Source organism: Georgenia soli, from assembly GCF_002563695.1.
Lineage (GTDB): Bacteria > Actinomycetota > Actinomycetes > Actinomycetales > Actinomycetaceae > Georgenia > Georgenia soli.
Map to the genome: position 1 here is coordinate 345,657 of NZ_PDJI01000004.1, position 18,874 is coordinate 364,530.

Sequence of the window (18,874 nt, forward strand, 5' to 3'; positions counted from 1 at the left end):
GCGCACCCGCGCGCCGGCTCCTGCGCATGCCCGGCTATCGCTCTGTGTCGAGCCGGCAGTGGATGGTCTCGCCGCTCACCACGACACCCGCGTTCGCGGCTCTCCTGCGCGCGAGCAGCGTCGCGACGAGCGCCCTCTGATCAGGGGCAAACGACAGCGCACCTCTGACCACGGGTCAGAGGTGCGCGGGGAGCGTCGAGATGTGACTCAGCCGCCGCGACGCTCGCGCAGCGACGCGAGGGCCTCTTCCAGCAGGGCGGCGCCGTCCTCGTCGGACCGCCGCTCCTTCACGTAGGCCAGGTGCGTCTTGTACGGCTCGTTCTTGGGAGGCAGCGGAGGATTCTCCTTGTCCTGCCCCGCCGGCAGCCCGCAGCGCGGACAGTCCCACTGCTCGGGAATGACGATGTCAGGCTCCTTGGCGAAGCTCGGCCGGACCTCATGCCCGTTGGAGCACCAGTAGCTCACCCAGACACGCGGGGCCGCTTCGCCTCGCTCGGTCTCCCCCATCGGCCCCGCGCCCACGCGAGACCCACGGATCGCACTTCCACCAGCCACGACGATCTCCTCAGATCTCGAACTTCTGGATCAGTCCGATCAACATGATCGTGATCCCCCAGACCACCGCGACGCCGACAGTGATCCGGTTGAGGTTGCGCTCGGCAACCCCCGAGGAACCGACGGAGCTGGAGAGGCCGCCGCCGAACATGTCCGAGAGGCCGCCACCCTTTCCCTTGTGCATGAGGATGGTGAGGATCAGGAAGATGCTGGTGAGCACCAGCGCCACCTCAAGAGCGATCCGCAGTACGTCCAAGGTGAGTCCGTTTCGTCGTGTCGAGCGGTGGGCGCCGAGGCGCCGTCACCAAGGATAAGCGATCGAGAACGTCCGAGGGACCGTCCCCGCGCGTGCGGGCCGAGTTTCTCCGGCCGCCAGGTAGCTGGTGGAACCCTACGACGACGTCGGCCGCACAGCGGCGCCCTCTCGGGCAGCCGTTGTGCGGCCGTCGTGCGGCCGTCGCGGTTGACGGTCCTGCGACTACGCGCCGACCTGGTGGTCCTGGTAGCGCACGATGGCGGCGAACTCCTCGGCCTTCAGGCTGGCGCCGCCCACGAGGGCACCGTCGACGTCCTCCTTCTCCATGATGGAGGCGACGTTCGAGGACTTCACGGACCCGCCGTAGAGCACCCGCACGGCCTGCGCCACGGAGTCGTCGTACAGCTCGGCCAGACGGCCGCGGATGGCTCCGCACACCTCCTGGGCGTCCTCCGGCGTCGCCACCTCACCGGTGCCGATCGCCCACACGGGCTCGTACGCGATGACGGTCTTCGCGGCCTGCTCGGCCGAGAGGCCGTCGTACGCGCCGTCGACCTGGGCCAGCGTGTACGCGACGTGCTCGCCGGCCTTGCGGACGTCGAGCCCCTCGCCCACGCAGATGATCGGCGTGATCGAGGCGGCGAGGGCAGCCTTCGACTTCGCGCCGACCAGCGCGTCGTCCTCCGCGTGGTACTGCCGTCGCTCGGAGTGCCCGACGACGGCGTAGCTCACACCGAGCTTCGCGAGCATCGCGGCGGAGATCTCACCGGTGTACGCGCCGGACTCGTGCGCCGAGACGTCCTGGGCGCCGTAGCGGATGTCGAGCTTGTCGCCGTCGACCAGCGTCTGCACGGAACGGATGTCCGTGAACGGCGGGACGACGACGACCTCGACGGACCCGTAGTCGTGCTTCGCGTCCTTCAGCGTCCAGGCAAGCTTCTGGACGAGCGCGATGGCCTCGTGGTGGTCGAGGTTCATCTTCCAGTTGCCCGCCATGAGCGGGGTGCGTGCGGTTGCCATTCAGTCCTCCAGGACGGCGATGCCGGGGAGGGTCTTGCCCTCGAGGAACTCCAGGGACGCGCCGCCGCCCGTGGAGATGTGGGAGAAGGTCGACTCGTCGAAGCCGAGCGTGCGCACGGCCGCGGCGGAGTCGCCGCCGCCGACGATGGTGAAGCCGTCGGCGTCGGACATCGCCTGGGCGACGGCCTTGGTGCCGGCCGAGAACGCCTCGAACTCGAAGACGCCCATCGGGCCGTTCCAGACGATCGTCCTCGCGTCGGCGATCTTGGCGGCGAACGCCTGCTGCGACTCGGGGCCGATGTCGAGACCCATCTGGTCGTCGGGGATCGCGTCGGCAGCAACGGTGGTCGCCGGGGAGTCCGCCTTGAACTCGGGGGCCACGACGATGTCGGTGGGCAGGACGATCTCGACGCCCTTCTCCTCCGCCTCGGCGAGGTAGCCCTTCACCGTCTCGATCTGGTCCTCCTCGAGGAGGGACTTGCCGACGCCGTAGCCCTTGGCCGCCAGGAACGTGAAGACCATGCCGCCGCCGATCAGCAGCCTATCGGCCTTGCCGAGCAGGTTGGCGATGACGCCGAGCTTGTCGGAGACCTTCGACCCGCCCAGGATGACCACGTACGGCCGCTCCGGGTTCTCCGTCGCGCGGCTCAGCGAGTCGATCTCCTTGAAGACCAGCTTGCCGGCGGCGTGCGGGAGCCGCTGCGCCACGTCGTAGACGGACGCCTGCTTGCGGTGGACGACACCGAAGCCGTCGGAGACGTAGGCGTCGGCCAGGGCGGCGAGCTCGTCCGCGAAGGCGCCGCGCTCGGCGTCGTCCTTGGAGGTCTCGCGGGCGTCGAAGCGCACGTTCTCGACCAGCGCGACCTCGCCGTCGGCCAGGCCGTCGACGACGGACCTCGCGTCCTCGCCGACGGTGTCCTTTGCGAGGGTCACCTTGGCGCCGAGGAGCTCACCGAGGCGGTCGGCGACGGGCGCGAGGGAGTACTTGGGGTCGGGGCTGCCCTTGGGGCGCCCCAGGTGGGCGGTGACGACGACCCTCGCGCCCTCGGCCAGCAGCTGCTGGAGCGTGGGGAGCGCGGCACGGATGCGGCCGTCGTCGGTGATGGTCGTCCCGTCGAGCGGGACGTTGAAGTCGGAGCGGACGAGCACGCGCTTGCCGCGCAGCTCTCCGAGGTCCTCGATGGTCTTCACGAAGATCGTTCCTTAGGTCTCGACGTCTTCTGGTTCTTCTTCACGGGCACGGCCTCTGCTGGGCCGTCGGCGCGTGGGACCCGCGCGGGCCCTGACGCGCGGACGTCCGCGTGCGCGAGCGAGATGCTGCGCACGCGGACGTCCGTCACTGCTGCCGAGCTGCGAGGCTCAGAGACGCTCGCCCACGTACTGGGCCAGCGTCACGAGGGAGTTCGCGTAGCCGTACTCGTTGTCGTACCAGGAGACGACCTTGACCTGGTCGCCGATCACCTTGGTCAGGCCCGCGTCGAAGATGCTGGTGTGCGGGTTGCCGACGATGTCGCTGGAGACGATCGGGTCCTCGGTGTACTGGAGGACGTTCTTGAGCTCGGGGGACTCCGCGGCCTTCTTGATCGCGTTGTTGACCTCCTCGACCGTGACCTCGCGGCCGGCGGTGAAGGTGAGGTCGGTGGCCGAGCCGGTGGGCGTCGGCACACGCAGCGCGTAGCCGTCCAGCTTGCCCTTCAGCTGCGGGAGGACCAGGGAGACGGCCTTGGCCGCACCCGTGGAGGTCGGGATGATGCTCAGCGCGGCGGCGCGTGCGCGGCGGAGGTCCTTGTGCGGGCCGTCCTGGAGGTTCTGGTCCGCGGTGTACGCGTGGATCGTGGTCATGAGACCACGGACGATCCCGAACTCCTCGTCGAGCACCTTCGCCATCGGGGCGAGGCAGTTGGTGGTGCAGGACGCGTTGGAGATGATGTGGTGGTTCTCGGGGTCGTAGTCGGTGTGGTTCACGCCGATGACGAAGGTGGCGTCCTCGTTCTTGCCGGGCGCGGAGATGATGACCTTCTTGGCGCCTGCGTCGATGTGCGCCTTGGCCTTGGCGGCGTCGGTGAAGCGACCGGTGGACTCGATGACGATGTCGGCGCCGAGCTCGCCCCAGGGCAGAGCGGCGGGGTCCTTCTCCTCCAGCGCCTTGAAGGTCTGGTTGCCCACGGTGATGCTGTCCTCGGTGTAGGACACGTCCTCCTTGAGGACGCCGAACACAGAGTCGTACTTCAGCAGGTGCGCGAGGGTCTTGTTGTCGGTCAGGTCGTTGACGCCCACGATCTGGACGTCGGCGCCCGACTCGAGCACGGCGCGGGTGAAGTTACGACCGATGCGGCCGAAACCGTTGATGCCGACGCGGATGGTCACAGTGTCCTCCTGGAGTGCGCCGCTCGGCGCACACATTGTCTGGAATTCGTGAGCACCTCGCTGGGTGCTCCCGGGCGAGCGATCTCGTCAGCACCGGAGCGCGACGATCACCTCGACCAGCACCCCCGAGTTTACCCACGGAGGGACAAAACGCCCGGGGACCATGGTCAGGGGTGGAGCTGTGAAGGCACTCACAGGAGGCCGGCGAAATGCCGGAACTGCGGGGCCGGTGCGCTCACCCTGCGCTCGTCACCGGCACGACGGCGGACCGGGGGGTTTGCCACCAGCGAACCGTTTTTGCTTCAGCGCGGCGTCAGGCTGACCGCCTCATCGCCATTTCCGGGGAAACGGCTGACGGAAGGCGATCGGTCAGAGGTCCAGCATCTCCGGGGTCAGCGTGGCCTCGGTGTCGGGGATCCCGAGCTCGTGGGCACGCTTGTCGGCCATCGCGAGGAGCCGGCGGATCCGCCCTGCGACGGCGTCCTTGGTCAGCGGCGGGTCCGAGAGCTGACCCAGCTCCTCGAGGCTCGCCTGCTTGTGCTCGAGGCGCAGACGCCCCGCGGTCACGAGGTGCTCCGGGATGTCCTCGCCGAGGATCTCGAAGGCACGCTCCACACGGGCGCCGGCGGCGACGGCGGCGCGGGCCGACCGACGCAGGTTGGCGTCGTCGAAGTTCGCGAGACGGTTGGCAGTCCCCCGCACCTCCCGCCGCATGCGTCGCTCCTCCCACACCAGCACGGCGTCGTGCGCCCCCATGCGGGTGAGCATCGCCGAGATGGCGTCGCCGTCCCGGATGACCACACGGTCGATGCCCCGGACCTCGCGAGCCTTCGCCGCGATGTTCATGCGCCGGGCGGCACCGACGAGCGCCAGGGCGGCCTCCGGCCCGGGGCACGTGATCTCGAGCGAGCTCGACCGTCCCGGCTCCGTGAGCGAACCGTGCGCGAGGAACGCACCGCGCCACGCCGCCGTGGCCTCCGCGACGCCGGCCGAGACGACCTGGGGCGGCAGCCCGCGCACGGGGCGGCCGCGGTTGTCCAGCAGACCGGTCTGCCGGGCGAGGGACTCGCCGTCGCGCACCACGCGGACCACGTAGCGGTTGCCGCGGCGCAGCCCGCCGCCGGAGACCACGATGATGTCGGAGTGGTGGCCGTAGACCTCCTGCATCGTCTGGCGGAGGCGACGGGCGGCGATGCCGGCGTCCAGCTCCGCCTCCACCACGATGCGGCCCGAGATGATGTGCAGCCCGCCCGCGAAGCGGAGGGTCGCGGCCACCTCGGCCTTGCGGGCCGACACCTTGTCCACCCGTACCCGGGCCAGCTCGTCCTTCACGGCAGAGGTCAACGACATGCCGGCCATCTTCGCACTCATTCCCCCGCGCTTTCCTGCCGGGACCGGTCCACATCCCCCAGCACACCTTCGAACGCGTCACGGTACGCCGCGGCCAGGCGGAGCGGATCGTGACGGGCTGTGCCATCCCCCACACCGATCTGGCGGAGGAGCACCTCGGCGCCGCACGCCGCGGCCGCCTCCGTGAGGTCGTCGAGATCCTCGACGGCGGAGGGGTCGGCCAGCACCACGTCCAGGCGCAGCCCCGGGGAGAGCTCGTGGAGGCTGCGGACGTGGTCGGCCGCCGTCATCCCGTCGGTCTCCCCCACCTGCGCCGACAGGTTCACCGTCAGCGCGCGACGGGCGGGGGTGGCGTGCAGCGCCTCGGCGAGCTCCGGGACGAGGAGGTGCGGGATGACCGAGGTGTACCAGGAGCCCGGGCCGAGGACGACCCAGTCGGCGGCCCGGACGGCCTCGACCGCCTCGGGGCAGGCGGGCGGGTCCTCCGGGATGAGCCGGATCCGCTCGACCCGCCCGGGGGTCACGGCCACGTTGTACTGGCCGCGGACGGTGCACGTGCTCTCGCCGGAGTGCACCTCGGCCTCGATCTCGAGGGGCACGGCGGCCATCGGCACCACCCGGCCGTGGACACCGAGGAGGCGGCCCACGAGGTCCAGGCCGGCGACCTCGTTGCCGAGCAGCTCCCACAGCGCCACGATCAGCAGGTTGCCGACCGCGTGGTTGTTGAGCGGTCCGTCCGAGACGAACCGGTGCTGGAGCACGTCACGCCAGGTCAGGCCCCACTCGCCGTCGTCGCACAGGGCCGAGAGGGCCATGCGAAGGTCACCGGGCGGGAGCACCCCCAGCTCGTGCCGGAGCCGACCGGAGGATCCGCCGTCGTCGGCGACCGTGACGACGGCGGTGAGGTTCTGCGACAGGTGGCGCAGCGCGCCCAGGGTCGCCGCGAGCCCGTGGCCGCCACCGAGAGCCACGACCGCCGGCCCTCGGGCGCCACGCTGGAGGCCGGCCTGGCGCTGCTCGCCGTCGCCGGGGACCAGACTCATTCGCGCCCCATGTCCCGGTGGAGAGTACGGACCGACTGCCCCCGATCCCGCAGCCGCTGGGCGATGGCCTCCGCCATGGCGACCGACCGGTGCTTGCCGCCCGTGCAGCCGACCGCGATGGTGACGAACGGCTTGAGCTCGTCGATGTAGCCGTCCAGCACGGGCGCGATCGCGTCGACGTAGCGGTCGGCGAACTCCGAGGCGCCGTCCTGGCCGAGCACGTAGTCGCGGACCGGCTCGTCGGTGCCGGTGAGGTGGCGCAGCTCGGAGACCCAGTACGGGTTGGTGAGGAAGCGGACGTCGACGACGTGGTCGGCGTCCAGCGGGAGGCCGTACTTGAAGCCGAACGACAGGACCGTCAGACGCAGCGGCCGGTCGGACTCCCCGGCAACGACCTCGCGGACCTTGCGCGCCAGGTCGTGGACGGACAGGTCGGTGGTGTCGATGAGCACGTCGGCCCGGCGACGCAGGTGCGCGAGCAGCTGGCGCTCCTCGTGGATGCCGTCGAGCAGGCGGCCGTCGCCCTGCAGCGGGTGGGGGCGGCGGACGGACTCGTAGCGGCGCACGAGCTCCTCGTCCGCGGCGTCGAGGAACACGATGCGGTATCCCGTGCCCTGCATGCGCAGCTGGTCGAGCACGCTGACGAGCTCGGCAAAGAACTCCCGCGAGCGGACGTCGACCACCGCCGCCAGTCGGTGCACGCCACCCTCGCCGGGGGTCATCATCCGGGCGAGCGCCGCGAGCATCCGGGGCGGCAGGTTGTCGACGACGTACCAGTCGAGGTCCTCCAGCGCCGCTGCCGTGCGTGAGCGGCCCGCCCCGGACATGCCGGTGATGATGAGGAGCTCCGGCGGGTCGTTCTTCGGGAGCCTGGCCTCCTCGTCGAGGAGGGGGATGCCCTCCGGGACGGTCGGTGGCCTGCTCTCGTTGTTCCCCGGTCTCTCCATGCCCTCAGGATGCCAGGTGGTCACGGCCGGCAGGGACGCGGTGCACCTCGACCGAGCCGTCGAGGCTGGTGGCTGCCTCGTCGGGGGTGGCTCCGGCGTCCGGTGTGGTGGCGGTGGCGGTGGCGGTGTCGGGAGTGGCTCCGGCGTCCGGTGAGTCCGCGGCGGACGCGCCGGACGCGGCGGACGCGCCGGGGGCGCCGAGCGCCTCCAGGACCGCCTGTGCCGTACGCGGGCCGATCCCCTTGACGGCGGCCACCTCCTCCACGCTCGCGGCCCGGATGTTCTTCACCGAGCCGAAGGCCTTGAGCAGCGCGCGCTGACGCGTCGGCCCCAGCCCGGGGACGTCGTCGAGGACCGACCGGGTCATCGCCTTCGCGCGCCGGGAACGGTGGTGCGTGATCGCGAACCGGTGCGACTCGTCGCGCAGGTGCTGGAGCAGGTACAGCGCGGGCGAGGTCCGGGGCAGCACCACGGGGAAGTCGTCGTCCGGCAGCCAGACCTCCTCCAGCCGCTTGGCGAGGCCGACCAGTGCGACGTCGTCGATGCCCAGCTCGTCGAGCACCCGCTGGGCTGCGGCCACCTGGGGCTGCCCGCCGTCGACGACGACGAGGTTCGGCGGGTAGGCGAACTTGCGGGCCCGCCCCGTGGTGGGGTCGACCGGACCGGAGCGCAGCGGGACCCCGTCGTCGTCCAGGTTGTCGATGTCGACGGCTCCGGGGCGGTCCGGGTCGTCCCCCGCCAGCGCCGCCCCGACGGCCCGGGCACCGGCGTCGGTCGCGGCGAGGCCGCGGCGCGCCTGCTCCTCGGCGTCCCGCTCGGCCACGTAGCGGCGGAACCGCCGGCGCAGGACCTCGTCCATCGCGGCGGTGTCGTCCCGGGCGCCCTGGCCGTCCTCGCCGCGGACGATGAAGTGGCGGTACTCGGACTTCTTGGCGAGCCCGTCCTCGAACACCACCATGGACCCGACCTGGTGCGCGCCCTGGGTGTGGGAGATGTCGTAGCACTCGATGCGCAGCGGCGAGTCGGTGAGGCCGAGCGCCTCCTGCAGCTCGGACAGCGCCCGCGACCGGCTGGTGAGGTCCCCGGCCCGGCGGCTCTTGTGCAGGCTCAGCGCCTGCTCGGCGTTGGTGCGGACCGTCTCGGCGAGGTGCTTCTTGTCGCCCCGCTGCGGCACCCGGATGCGCACCTTGGCGCCGCGCAGGCCGGTCAGCCAGGCCGTCATCCCCTCCGCGTCGGTCGGCATGACGGGCACGAGAATCTCCCGCGGCACGGCGGTGGTGGGAGTGTGCCGGACGTCGTCGACGCTCGTGGCCTGGCCGTCGGTGCGGCGGGCGCGCGCCTTGCCGACGGACTTCTCGTCCCTCGGCGCGACCGCCGGCTGGGCGTCGCCGTAGACCTGCTGGAGCAGGTGCTCGACCAGGCCCGCGTCGTCGAGGTCCTCGACCCGCTCCACGACCCAGCCCCGCTGGCCGCGGATCCGGCCACCCCGGACGTGGAAGACCTGGACGCTCGCCTCCAGCTCGTCGGCGGCGAGGCCGAAGACGTCGGCGTCGGTCCCGTCCGGCAGCACGACGGCGTTCTTCTCGACGACGCGGCGCAGGGCGCCGACGTCGTCCCGCAGGCGGGCGGCACGCTCGAAGTCGAGCGCCGCGGAGGCCTCCTTCATCTCGCGCTCGAGGCGGCGCAGGTGCGGGCCGGTCTCGCCCTCCATGAACCGGCAGAACTCCTCGGCGAGCTCGCGGTGGTCCTCGACGGAGATGCGGCCTACGCACGGGGCGGAGCACTTGTCGATGTACCCGAGGAGGCAGGGCCGGCCGGAGGACTGCGCGCGCCGGTACACCCCGGCCGAGCAGGTGCGGACGGGGAAGACGCGCAGGAGCTGGTCGACGGTGTCGCGGATGGCCCAGGCGTGCGTGTACGGCCCGAAGTAGCGGGTGCCGGGGCGCTTGGCGCCGCGCATGACCTGCACGCGGGGCACCTCCTCCCCCATCGTCACGGCGAGGAACGGGTAGGACTTGTCGTCGCGGTACTTGACGTTGAACCGCGGGTCGAACTCCTTGATCCAGGCGTACTCGAGCGCGAGCGACTCGACCTCGGTGCCGACGACGGTCCACTCCACCGACGACGCGGTGGTCACCATCTGCTGGGTGCGCGGGTGGAGCGCGGAGAGGTCCTGGAAGTAGTTCGACAGCCGGTTGCGCAGGCTCTTCGCCTTGCCGACGTAGATGACGCGACCGTGCGGGTCGCGGAAGCGGTACACGCCCGGCAGGTCGGGAACCTCGCCCGGCCGGGGGCGGTACGTGGACGGGTCGGCCATGCTCCCGAGCCTACGTCAGCGGGCCGACACCCCCGGTCGACGGCACGGCCGCCGCCTCACACCGCCGCCTCACGCCGTCGCGACCGCCACCTGCACCGGCTCCACCCGCACTGGGAAGCCGACCGAGCGCGCGAGGTGGTTGTACTCGCGGGCCTCGTGGTGCAGGCGCGCGGCCCGTTCCTCGCTCACCGGCTCGGCGTACGTCACCTGCGGGCGCAGCACCACCTCGACGAACGGACCCGAGCCGGCGCCCTCGACGCGCTGGGTCCCGGTGGCCTTGTCCGAGTAGCTGAGGACGACGACGTCGTGCTTGGCGGCGGTGCGCAGGAACCAGAGCATCTGGGCCTGGGAGAGGGAGCCGACGAACAGCTCCTCCGCCCGGTAGCGGCTGACGTCGGTGCGGACCTTGAGGTCCGACGTCGCCAGCAGGGTGGGCTTGCCCTCCACCCGCACCTCGTGGTCGCGCGAGTAGCTCGTGTAGCTGGCGGTGCCGCGCTCGTCGGCCCCGGTCCAGTCCACCGTCACGCTGTACGTCTGGAGTGCTCCCATGGACCCACGTTAGCGACAACCTCCCCGGCGCGGGCAGACCTCAGGTCGCGGCGTGGACGAGCGAGCTCTCGAGCGCCTCGCGCAGGAACTGCCCGGTGAAGGACTCCTCCACCTCGGCCACCTGCTCCGGCGTGCCGGCGGCCACCACCGTGCCGCCGCCGGAGCCGCCCTCCGGGCCCATGTCGATCACCCAGTCGGCGTTCTTGATGACGTCGAGGTTGTGCTCGATGACGATCACCGTGTTGCCCTTGTCGACCAGGCCCTGGAGCACGAGCAGGAGCTTGCGGATGTCCTCGAAGTGCAGGCCCGTCGTGGGCTCGTCGAGCACGTACACCGTGCGCCCGGTCGAGCGCCGCTGCAGCTCCGCGGCCAGCTTGACGCGCTGCGCCTCACCGCCGGACAGCGTCGTGGCGGGCTGCCCGAGCCGGACGTACCCGAGCCCGACGTCCACCAGGGTCTGCAGGTACCGCTTGATCTTCTGCACGGCGCCGAAGAAGTCGACCGCCTCGGCGATCGGCATGTCGAGCACCTCGGCGACGGTCTTCCCCTTGTAGTGCACCTCGAGCGTCTCTCGGTTGTAGCGCGCGCCCTCGCAGACCTCGCAGGGCACGTAGACGTCGGGGAGGAAGTTCATCTCGATCTTGATGGTGCCGTCGCCCTTGCAGGCCTCGCAGCGCCCACCCTTGACGTTGAACGAGAAGCGCCCGGGGCCGTAGCCGCGCACCTTCGCCTCGGTGGTCTCCGCGAAGAGCTTGCGGATGTTGTCCCACACCCCGGTGTAGGTGGCCGCGTTGGACCGGGGCGTGCGGCCGATGGGCGACTGGTCGACGTGCACGACCTTGTCGAGCTCGTCCAGACCCGTCACCCGGGTGTGCCGGCCGGGGACGTTGCGCGCCCGGTTGAGCTCGGACGCGAGCACGCGGTACAGGATCGAGTTCACCAGGGTCGACTTCCCCGAGCCGGACACGCCCGTGACGGCCACGAAGGTGCCGATGGGGAAGGAGACGCTGACGTTCTGGAGGTTGTTCTCCCGTGCGCCGACCACGGTGATCTGGCGCTTCCTGTCGACCTTGCGCCGCTTGGCCGGCGTCGGGATGGACCGGCGGCCGGACAGGTACGCGCCGGTGACGGACTCCTCGGCGGCGAGCAGGCCCGGGAGGTCGCCCGAGTGGACCACCTTGCCGCCGTGCTCCCCGGCTCCCGGGCCGATGTCCACGATCCAGTCCGCGACGCGGATCGTGTCCTCGTCGTGCTCGACGACGATCAGGGTGTTGCCGAGGTCGCGCAGGCGGGTGAGGGTGTCGATGAGGCGACGGTTGTCGCGCTGGTGCAGGCCGATGCTCGGCTCGTCGAGGACGTACAGCACTCCGACGAGGCCGGAGCCGATCTGCGTGGCGAGCCGGATGCGCTGCGCCTCTCCGCCGGAGAGGGTGGACGCGGCGCGGGAGAGGGTGAGGTAGCTGAGCCCGACGTCGAGGAGGAACTGCAGGCGGACGTGGATCTCGCGCAGCACCTGGCCCGCGATGGCCGCCTCGCGCACGCCGAGCGTCAGGCCGTCGAGGTAGCGCTTGGCGGACTCGATCGACATGTCGCTCAGCTCGGCGATGTTGAGGTCGCCCAGCCGGACGGCGAGCACCTCCGGCTTGAGCCGGGCGCCGCGGCACACGGGGCACGGGACCTCGCGCATGTAGCCCTCGTAGCGCTCCCGCGACCACTCGGACTCGGTCTCGTCGTGCTTGCGCTTGATGAAGTCGACGGCGCCCTCGAAGCCCGTGGTGTAGGAGCGTTCCCGGCCCCACCGGTTGCGGTAGCGGACCTTGACCTCGTAGTCCTTGCCGTGCAGCACGGCCTGCTTGGCCCGCTTGGGCAGCGCACGCCAGGGCACGTCGACGGAGAACTCGAGCTGCTCGGCCAGGGCCCGCAGCTGGCGCAGGAAGTACTCGCCCTGTGACGCCCAGGGCGCCACGGCACCCTCGGCGAGGCTCAGCTCCTCGTCGGGCACCACGAGCTCGGGGTCGATCTCCAGGCGCGACCCGATCCCCGTGCACTCGGGGCACGCGCCGTATGGGGCGTTGAAGGAGAACGTCCGCGGCTCGATCTCCTCGAGCGTGAGCGGGTGGTCGTTCGGGCACGCACGCTTCTCCGAGAAGCGGTGCTCGCGGCCGGGGTCGTCCGCGTCGAGGTCGACGAGCTCGACGACCACGAGGCCCTCGGCGAGCCGGAGCGCCGTCTCCACCGAGTCGGTCAGCCGCTGGCGGACGTTCTCGCGGATGACGAGGCGGTCGACCACGACGTCGATGTCGTGCTTGAGCTTCTTGTCCAGCACCGGCGGCTGGGCCAGCGGGACCACCTCGCCGTCGACGCGGGCCCGCGCGAAACCCTGGGCCTGCAGGTTCCGGAAGAGGTCGGAGTACTCCCCCTTGCGCCCACGGATCATCGGGGCCAGCACCTGGAAGCGGGTGCCCTCGGGCATCTCGCGGAGCCGGTCCACGATCTGCTGCGGGGTCTGCGCCGTGACCTTCTCGCCGCACACCGGGCAGTACTGCGTGCCGGCGCGCGCGAAGAGCAGGCGCAGGTAGTCGTGGACCTCGGTGATGGTGCCGACCGTCGAGCGCGGGTTGCGGTTCGTGGACTTCTGGTCGATCGAGACGGCCGGCGACAGGCCCTCGATGAAGTCGACGTCCGGCTTGTCCATCTGACCGAGGAACTGCCGCGCGTAGGAGCTCAGCGACTCCACGTAGCGGCGCTGCCCCTCCGCGAAGATCGTGTCGAACGCCAGCGACGACTTGCCCGAGCCGGAGAGCCCGGTGAAGACGATGAGCCTGTCGCGGGGAAGCTCGAGACTGACGTTGCGGAGGTTGTGCTCGCGCGCGCCGCGCACGAGTAGCTGATCACTCACCCGCAGAATCATAGGCGCCAGGTGCGACATCCGCGCCGCACGTGTGTTCGACCTCACTCGTGGCGCGCGCCTCCCGTGGCCTCGCCGGCGGCCGTCTGAGACCATCGAGACGATGACCGGCACCTCGCCGCGGGTGACGCCCGAACGTCCCGGCCCCACCCCCATCGAGGACTACGCGGCGGTGGGCGACGCCCACTCGATCGCGCTCGTCTCCCGTGCCGGTTCCGTCGACTGGCTGTGCCTCCCGTGGCTGGACTCGCCCGCCTTCTTCGCGGCCCTGCTCGGCAACCCGGAGAACGGGCGCTGGCGGCTGGCCGCCGTCGCGGGTCGGGACGACGCCGACGACGACGGCGAGCGTGGCCCTCGCGCCGACGGCCGCCGGGGCGGGGAGGGGCGGGGCGGGCCCGACGCCCGGGTGACGGCCAGCCGCCGGTACCGCGGCGACAGCTTCGTGCTCGAGACGACCTGGACGACACCGACGGGCACCGCCCGGGTGATCGACGCGATGCCCCTCGCGAACGACCGGTCCGACCTCATCCGGAGGGTCGAGGGCCTGACCGGCACCGTGACGTTCGAGGAGGAGTGGGTCGTCCGCTTCGGCTACGGCAGGACGAAGCCCTGGGTCCACCGCGACCACGCGACCGACGGCACCACGGTGATCCGCGCCGTCGCGGGCCCGGACTCGCTCACGCTGGCCGGTGACCGCCTGCCCCGGGGACGGGAGGGCCGGCACGAGGGCAGGTTCGAGGTGACGGCGGGCGAGGTGGTCGACCACGTGCTGACGTGGACCAAGTCCTGGGAACCGGTGCCCTGCCGCCCGGACGTCGACCTGGAGCTCCGGCAGACCGAGCACCTGTGGTCGGACTGGGCCCGGGCGACGTCGTACGAGGGCCCGTACCGGGAGACCGTGGTGCGGTCGCTGCTCACGCTCCGGCTGCTCACCCAGGAGCCGACCGGCGGGATCGCGGCCGCCGCGACGACGTCGCTTCCCGAGGAGATCGGCGGCGAGCGCAACTGGGACTACCGGTTCTCGTGGCTGCGCGACGCCGCGCTCACGCTCGAGGCGCTGGTGGACGTCGGGTACCGGGACGAGGCCGACGAGTGGCGGCAGTGGCTGCTCCGCGCGGCCGCCGGCGACCCAGAGAACCTGCAGATCATGTACCGCCTGGACGGCGCACGGGACCTGCCCGAGCGGACCCTCGACCACCTCACCGGCTACGCCGGGTCGCGACCCGTGCGCATCGGCAACGGCGCCGTCGACCAGCACCAGAACGACGTCCTCGGCGAGGTCATGCTGGCCCTGGACCTCGCCCGCCGCTGCGACCTGCCGGCCGACGACGACGCCTGGGCGCTCCAGCGCGTGCTGGTGAACCACATGACCGCGCGCTGGCGCACCCCCGACCACGGCATCTGGGAGATCCGCGGGCCGCTCCGGCACTTCACCCACTCGAAGGTGATGTGCTGGGCGGCCGTGGACTGCGCCGTGCGGGCGGTCGAGGACTTCGGCTGCGACGGGCCGCTGGAGACCTGGCGCAGGGTGCGCGAGGAGATCCGCTCCGACGTTCTCCGGCACGGGTACGACCCCGAGCTCAACTCGTTCGTCCAGTACTACGGGGCCCGCACCACGGACGCCTCGCTGCTGCAGCTCGTGCAGGTCGGGTTCCTGCCTCCGGACGACCCCAGGATCGTCGGGACCGTCGCCCGTGTCCGGGAGGAGCTCGCCGACGGGCCGTGGGTCCGCCGGTACCGCACGGAGACCGGGGTGGACGGCCTGGGGGGCGGGGAGCATCCCTTCCTCGCCTGCTGCTTCTGGCTGGTCGACGCGCTCGCCCGCATCGGCGACGTCGACACCGCCACCCGGCACATGGACGAGCTCGTCGGCGCGGTCAACGACCTCGGTCTCCTCGCCGAGGAGTACGACCCGGTGAACCGCCGCTACACCGGCAACTACCCGCAGGCCTTCTCCCACCTCACGCTCGTGCGGGCGGCGCACGCGCTCAGCGCGGCCTGCGCCAGCCCGACACCGGTCGGCGCGCACGCGCCGCTCTCGGTGCCCGGACGTCGCCCCGGCGGCGCCGGCCAGGCATGATGCGGGGCATGACCGACGACCTGACCGACGCCCACGTCGAGCCCGGCGGCCCCGCCGTCGTCCACCGTCTCGGGTCCGTGACGGTGCGCAAGGCCTCCGTCTCCGAGCAGGACAACAACGCCTACCTGGTCACGGCCGGCGACGGCTCCCAGCTGCTCGTCGACGCCGCCGACGACGCCGGCCGCCTGCTCGCCCTCGTGGCGGAGGGCTCCGGGCGGCTGGACACGGTCGTCACCACGCACCGCCACTGGGACCATCACCGGGCCCTGCCCGCCGTCGTCGAGGCCACGGGCGCGGCCGTGCTGGCCGGGGCGGACGACGCCGCCGAGCTGCCCGTCGCGGCCACCCGCACCCTGGCCCACGGGGACGTCGTGACGGTCGGGGACGTCGAGCTGGAGGTCGTCGCCCTGCGCGGCCACACGCCCGGTTCCGTGGCGCTGGCGCTGCGGGAGGGTGACGACGGGCCCCGCCCGGGCCGGGTCCACCTCTTCACCGGCGACTCCCTCTTCCCGGGAGGCGTGGGCCGGACGTGGGCGCCCGAGGACTTCACCTCGCTGATGGACGACGTCGAAAGCCGGGTCTTCGCCCGGTTCGGCGACGACACCCGCGTCTACCCCGGGCACGGGGACGACACGACGCTCGGCCGGGAACGTCCTCTTCTGGCCCAGTGGCGCGCCCGCGGCTGGTGAGGGTCATCGTCTGTGGCGGCCGGAGGAGGTCGCTACCCTGACCACCATGACCCTCTTCGCCGTCGAGTACGTCTACGACCAGAACCGCACGCGCGATCTCGACGCCCTGCGTCCTCAGCACCGCACGTTCCTCGGCGGGCTGCACGAGGCGGGGTCGCTCGTGGCCTCCGGGCCGTGGCTGGACGCGGCGGCGCCGGGCGCCCTGCTGCTGGTCCGCGCCGAGAACCACGACGCCGCGATCCACCTCCTCGACTCCGACCCGTTCCACCGCGCACACCTCATCGTGCGCCGGACCGCGCGAGCCTGGAGCCCGGTCGTCGGCACCCTCGGGTGATGGGTCGGGCACTCCGATCCTTCGCGGACCCCTTCGTCCTCACCCTGCTGGTCACGATGGTGGTCGGCCTGGTGGTCCCGGTGCCCGCACCCGTGCGCGACGGCATCGCGGTGGCCGGTGACGTCGCGGTCACCGTGCTGTTCCTCGTCTACGGGATGCGCCTGTCGACCCGGGAGGTGCTGGCCGGGCTGCGGAACGTCCGTCTGCAGGGCACGATCCTGCTCTCCACGTACGTCCTCTTCCCGCTGCTCGGCCTCGCCCTGCACGCGGTCACCGGATCCTTCGTCGGCCCGGCGCTGGCGACGGGGCTGCTCTACGTGACGCTGCTGCCCTCCACCGTGCAGTCGTCCGTGTCCTTCACGTCCATCGCCCGGGGCAACGTGGCGGGGGCGATCTGTGCCGCCACGGTCTCGAACGTCGTCGGCATGGTCCTCACGCCGGTCCTCGTGCTCGTGCTGATGGACCGGTCGGGCGCGGTGGGTCTGGGCGGCCTGCGGGACGTGCTGCTCCAGCTGCTCCTCCCCTTCGTCGTCGGGCAGCTCCTCCAGCCGCTGGTGGGTGGCTGGATCCGGGCCCGCCGGTGGCTGACGGTGAGCGTGGACCGCGGGACGATCCTCGTCGTCGTCCTCGGTGCCGTGACGGCCGCCACCGCGGCGGGCGTCTGGGAGTCGGTGTCCTGGGCGATGATCCTCGCCCTGCTGGTGATCTGCGCCGTGCTGCTCGCCGCGATGCTCGGCGCCACGTGGTGGGGCGGCCGTGCCCTCGGGCTGGACCTGCCCGACCGCATCGCCCTGCTGATGTGCGGCTCGAAGAAGTCGCTCGCCACGGGCCTGCCGATGGCGGCGGTGCTCTTCCCCGTCGCGACCGCCGCCGTCGTGGCGGTCCCGATCATCGTCTTCCACCAGCTGCAGCTCGTCGTCTGCGCGGTGCTCGCCCGGCACCTGGCGCTCCGGGATTCGTAGGGGCCCTCCGGGACTCGTGAGGACGGCCCTGCGGGACTTGTGAGGATCCGTGCCGGGCACGGAACCGCCCGGCCCTCCTGCGAGAGCCGGGCGGTGCCTGGTCGTGTCGGGACGGCCCGGACGTCAGTCCTCCGAGGCGCGCTCGACGGGCTCGACCGGCGGGATGTGCGGCCGCCGGTCCTCCTCGGACTCGCCCCGGCGGCGGATGGACTCCTCCGCGGCGGCGATGCGGGCGTCGCGCTTGTTCTTGCGCAGGCTGGCGACGACGGTGATGACGAGGACGCCGACGATCCAGGCGAGCGACGCGAGGATGGACGGCTCGGGGATGGCGGTCCAGTGCTCCCCGCCGTTGATGAACGACAGCTCGTTCTTGTGGAAGGCGTGCACCACCAGCTTGAGCCCGATGAAGCCCAGGATGGCGGCGAGCCCGTAGTGCAGGTAGACGAGCTTGTCGAGCAGGCCGTCGATGAGGAAGTACAGCTGGCGCAGACCGAGGAGCGAGAACGCGTTCGCCGCGAAGACGAGGTACGGCTCCTGCGTGAGGCCGAAGATGGCCGGGATGGAGTCGACCGCGAAGAGCAGGTCGGCGCTGCCGATCGCCAGGATGGCGAGCAGCATCGGCGTGATCATCGTCCTGCCGTGGTGGCGGTGGATCAGCTTGCCGCCCACGAAGCCCGGCGTGACGGGCACGAACCGGCGCACGAGACGGACGAAGCCGTTCTCCTCGTACTCCTCGTGCTCGTCGGGGTCCTCGACGCCCTGCCGGGCCTGCGAGATGGCGGTCCAGATCAGGAACGCGCCGAAGATGTAGAAGACCCACGAGAAGTTCGCGATCACCGCGGCGCCGAGGGCGATGAAGATGCCGCGCAGCACGATCGCGATCACGATGCCGGCGAGCAGGACCTCCTGCTGGTACTTCCGGGGGATCTTGAACGCCGCGATGATGATGACGAAGACGAAGAGGTTGTCGACCGAGAGCGATTTCTCCGTCACGTAGCCGGCGAAGTACTCGGTGCCGTACTGCCCGCCGTAGACGGCCCAGACGATGAAGCCGAAGACGATCGCCATGGCCACGTAGGCCACCGACCACCAGGCGGCCTCCTTCATGGTCGGCGCGTGCGGGTCTTTCACGTGGCCGACGATGTCGACGGTGATCATCACGACGATGATCGCGATGAGGACGATCCAACCAAGGGCGTGGACTTCCACGGTTCCTCCGGTACGTAGGGGCCAGGTACCGGAGGTCTCTTCCGCCTGGTCCGTGACCGTCCGCGCGCCGGTGTTGCCCGAGCGCAGGGACGACCGTCGATGGTCCGGGCCGGTGGCACCGAGCAGGCATCTATCGCCCGCCGTGATGACGGCGCCACTGTTCGGGGAATACTCCCCTCCGCGACGGCCACAATACGACAGGTACCGGCCTGCCGCGACCAGCGGACCTGCCGGTGTCGCGGGCCGCACAGAACCGGACAGCGCCGGACATACCGGCCTGTGCGTCCG

At 71.4% G+C, this 18,874-nt stretch carries 16 protein-coding genes; 4 read left to right on the forward strand and 12 right to left on the reverse strand.

What is annotated here, in order from left to right:
- Positions 1–207: 207 nt before the first annotated feature.
- From ATJ97_RS02975 to uvrA, 11 genes are all read right to left on the reverse strand, one after another.
- The gene (locus ATJ97_RS02975) at positions 208–555 is read right to left on the reverse strand and encodes an RNA polymerase-binding protein RbpA (protein WP_098482467.1); all 348 of its coding nucleotides are present in this window, start codon (positions 553–555) and stop codon (positions 208–210) included.
- 10 nt (positions 556–565) lie between these two features.
- A complete protein-coding gene (gene secG / locus ATJ97_RS02980) occupies positions 566–811 on the reverse strand; it encodes a preprotein translocase subunit SecG (protein ID WP_098482468.1) in 246 nt (81 codons plus the stop codon).
- 222 nt (positions 812–1,033) lie between these two features.
- Positions 1,034–1,831, reverse strand: coding sequence for a triose-phosphate isomerase (gene tpiA / locus ATJ97_RS02985; protein ID WP_098482469.1), 798 nt, complete (start codon positions 1,829–1,831; stop codon positions 1,034–1,036).
- Complete coding sequence (locus tag ATJ97_RS02990; protein ID WP_098482470.1) at positions 1,832–3,022, reverse strand: phosphoglycerate kinase; 1,191 nt, start codon at positions 3,020–3,022, stop codon at positions 1,832–1,834.
- A 168-nt stretch (positions 3,023–3,190) separates the two neighbouring features.
- A complete protein-coding gene (gap, locus tag ATJ97_RS02995; protein ID WP_098482471.1) occupies positions 3,191–4,198 on the reverse strand; it encodes a type I glyceraldehyde-3-phosphate dehydrogenase in 1,008 nt (335 codons plus the stop codon).
- 369 nt (positions 4,199–4,567) lie between these two features.
- The gene (gene whiA, locus ATJ97_RS03000; protein ID WP_098485179.1) at positions 4,568–5,548 is read right to left on the reverse strand and encodes a DNA-binding protein WhiA; all 981 of its coding nucleotides are present in this window, start codon (positions 5,546–5,548) and stop codon (positions 4,568–4,570) included.
- Positions 5,549–5,565: 17 nt separating this feature from the next.
- Positions 5,566–6,591 (reverse strand): gluconeogenesis factor YvcK family protein, encoded by a 1,026-nt coding sequence (locus ATJ97_RS03005; protein WP_098482472.1) that lies wholly within the window; start codon positions 6,589–6,591, stop codon positions 5,566–5,568.
- Positions 6,588–7,538 carry an RNase adapter RapZ gene (gene rapZ, locus ATJ97_RS03010; RefSeq protein WP_098482473.1) on the reverse strand — a complete coding sequence of 317 codons (951 nt, stop codon included), beginning with the start codon at positions 7,536–7,538 and terminating at the stop codon, positions 6,588–6,590. Before rapZ ends, ATJ97_RS03005 begins: the two co-directional genes overlap by 4 nt.
- Before the next feature lie 4 nt (positions 7,539–7,542).
- Positions 7,543–9,855: an excinuclease ABC subunit UvrC gene (gene uvrC, locus ATJ97_RS03015; RefSeq protein WP_098482474.1), complete on the reverse strand. Its 2,313-nt coding sequence runs from the start codon at positions 9,853–9,855 to the stop codon at positions 7,543–7,545.
- Positions 9,856–9,924: 69 nt separating this feature from the next.
- Entirely contained in the window at positions 9,925–10,404 is a 480-nt protein-coding gene (locus ATJ97_RS03020; protein ID WP_098482475.1) for an OsmC family protein, read from the reverse strand.
- 40 nt (positions 10,405–10,444) lie between these two features.
- The gene (uvrA, locus tag ATJ97_RS03025; RefSeq protein ID WP_425432722.1) at positions 10,445–13,303 is read right to left on the reverse strand and encodes an excinuclease ABC subunit UvrA; all 2,859 of its coding nucleotides are present in this window, start codon (positions 13,301–13,303) and stop codon (positions 10,445–10,447) included.
- 112 nt (positions 13,304–13,415) lie between these two features.
- On the opposite strand from uvrA, the gene ATJ97_RS03030 reads away from it, so the two are divergent.
- From ATJ97_RS03030 to ATJ97_RS03045, 4 genes are read left to right on the forward strand one after another with little or no spacing between them, the layout of a single operon-like run.
- Complete coding sequence (locus tag ATJ97_RS03030; RefSeq protein ID WP_098485180.1) at positions 13,416–15,392, forward strand: glycoside hydrolase family 15 protein; 1,977 nt, start codon at positions 13,416–13,418, stop codon at positions 15,390–15,392.
- A gap of 8 nt (positions 15,393–15,400) precedes the next feature.
- Positions 15,401–16,081 (forward strand): MBL fold metallo-hydrolase, encoded by a 681-nt coding sequence (locus ATJ97_RS03035; protein WP_211287025.1) that lies wholly within the window; start codon positions 15,401–15,403, stop codon positions 16,079–16,081.
- 46 nt (positions 16,082–16,127) lie between these two features.
- Positions 16,128–16,415 (forward strand): YciI family protein, encoded by a 288-nt coding sequence (locus tag ATJ97_RS03040; RefSeq protein ID WP_098482478.1) that lies wholly within the window; start codon positions 16,128–16,130, stop codon positions 16,413–16,415.
- Positions 16,415–17,377 (forward strand): bile acid:sodium symporter family protein, encoded by a 963-nt coding sequence (locus tag ATJ97_RS03045; RefSeq protein WP_098482479.1) that lies wholly within the window; start codon positions 16,415–16,417, stop codon positions 17,375–17,377. The genes ATJ97_RS03040 and ATJ97_RS03045 overlap by 1 nt, the downstream gene beginning before the upstream one ends.
- A gap of 123 nt (positions 17,378–17,500) precedes the next feature.
- Here the strand turns inward: ATJ97_RS03045 and ATJ97_RS03050 are convergent, their stop codons facing one another.
- Positions 17,501–18,586 carry a TerC family protein gene (locus tag ATJ97_RS03050; RefSeq protein WP_098482480.1) on the reverse strand — a complete coding sequence of 362 codons (1,086 nt, stop codon included), beginning with the start codon at positions 18,584–18,586 and terminating at the stop codon, positions 17,501–17,503.
- Positions 18,587–18,874 lie beyond the last annotated feature (288 nt).

Excerpts from the sequence above, each read along its gene's own strand:
- tpiA (WP_098482469.1), bottom strand. The coding sequence starts at position 1,831 with ATGGCAACCGCACGCACCCCGCTCATGGCGGGCAACTGGAAGATGAAC.
- whiA (WP_098485179.1), bottom strand. The coding sequence starts at position 5,548 with ATGTCGTTGACCTCTGCCGTGAAGGACGAGCTGGCCCGGGTACGGGTG.
- ATJ97_RS03005 (WP_098482472.1), bottom strand. The coding sequence starts at position 6,591 with ATGAGTCTGGTCCCCGGCGACGGCGAGCAGCGCCAGGCCGGCCTCCAG.
- rapZ (WP_098482473.1), bottom strand. The coding sequence starts at position 7,538 with ATGGAGAGACCGGGGAACAACGAGAGCAGGCCACCGACCGTCCCGGAG.
- uvrC (WP_098482474.1), bottom strand. The coding sequence starts at position 9,855 with ATGGCCGACCCGTCCACGTACCGCCCCCGGCCGGGCGAGGTTCCCGAC.
- ATJ97_RS03020 (WP_098482475.1), bottom strand. The coding sequence starts at position 10,404 with ATGGGAGCACTCCAGACGTACAGCGTGACGGTGGACTGGACCGGGGCC.
- ATJ97_RS03030 (WP_098485180.1), top strand. The coding sequence starts at position 13,416 with ATGACCGGCACCTCGCCGCGGGTGACGCCCGAACGTCCCGGCCCCACC.
- ATJ97_RS03035 (WP_211287025.1), top strand. The coding sequence starts at position 15,401 with ATGACCGACGACCTGACCGACGCCCACGTCGAGCCCGGCGGCCCCGCC.
- ATJ97_RS03040 (WP_098482478.1), top strand. The coding sequence starts at position 16,128 with ATGACCCTCTTCGCCGTCGAGTACGTCTACGACCAGAACCGCACGCGC.
- ATJ97_RS03045 (WP_098482479.1), top strand. The coding sequence starts at position 16,415 with ATGGGTCGGGCACTCCGATCCTTCGCGGACCCCTTCGTCCTCACCCTG.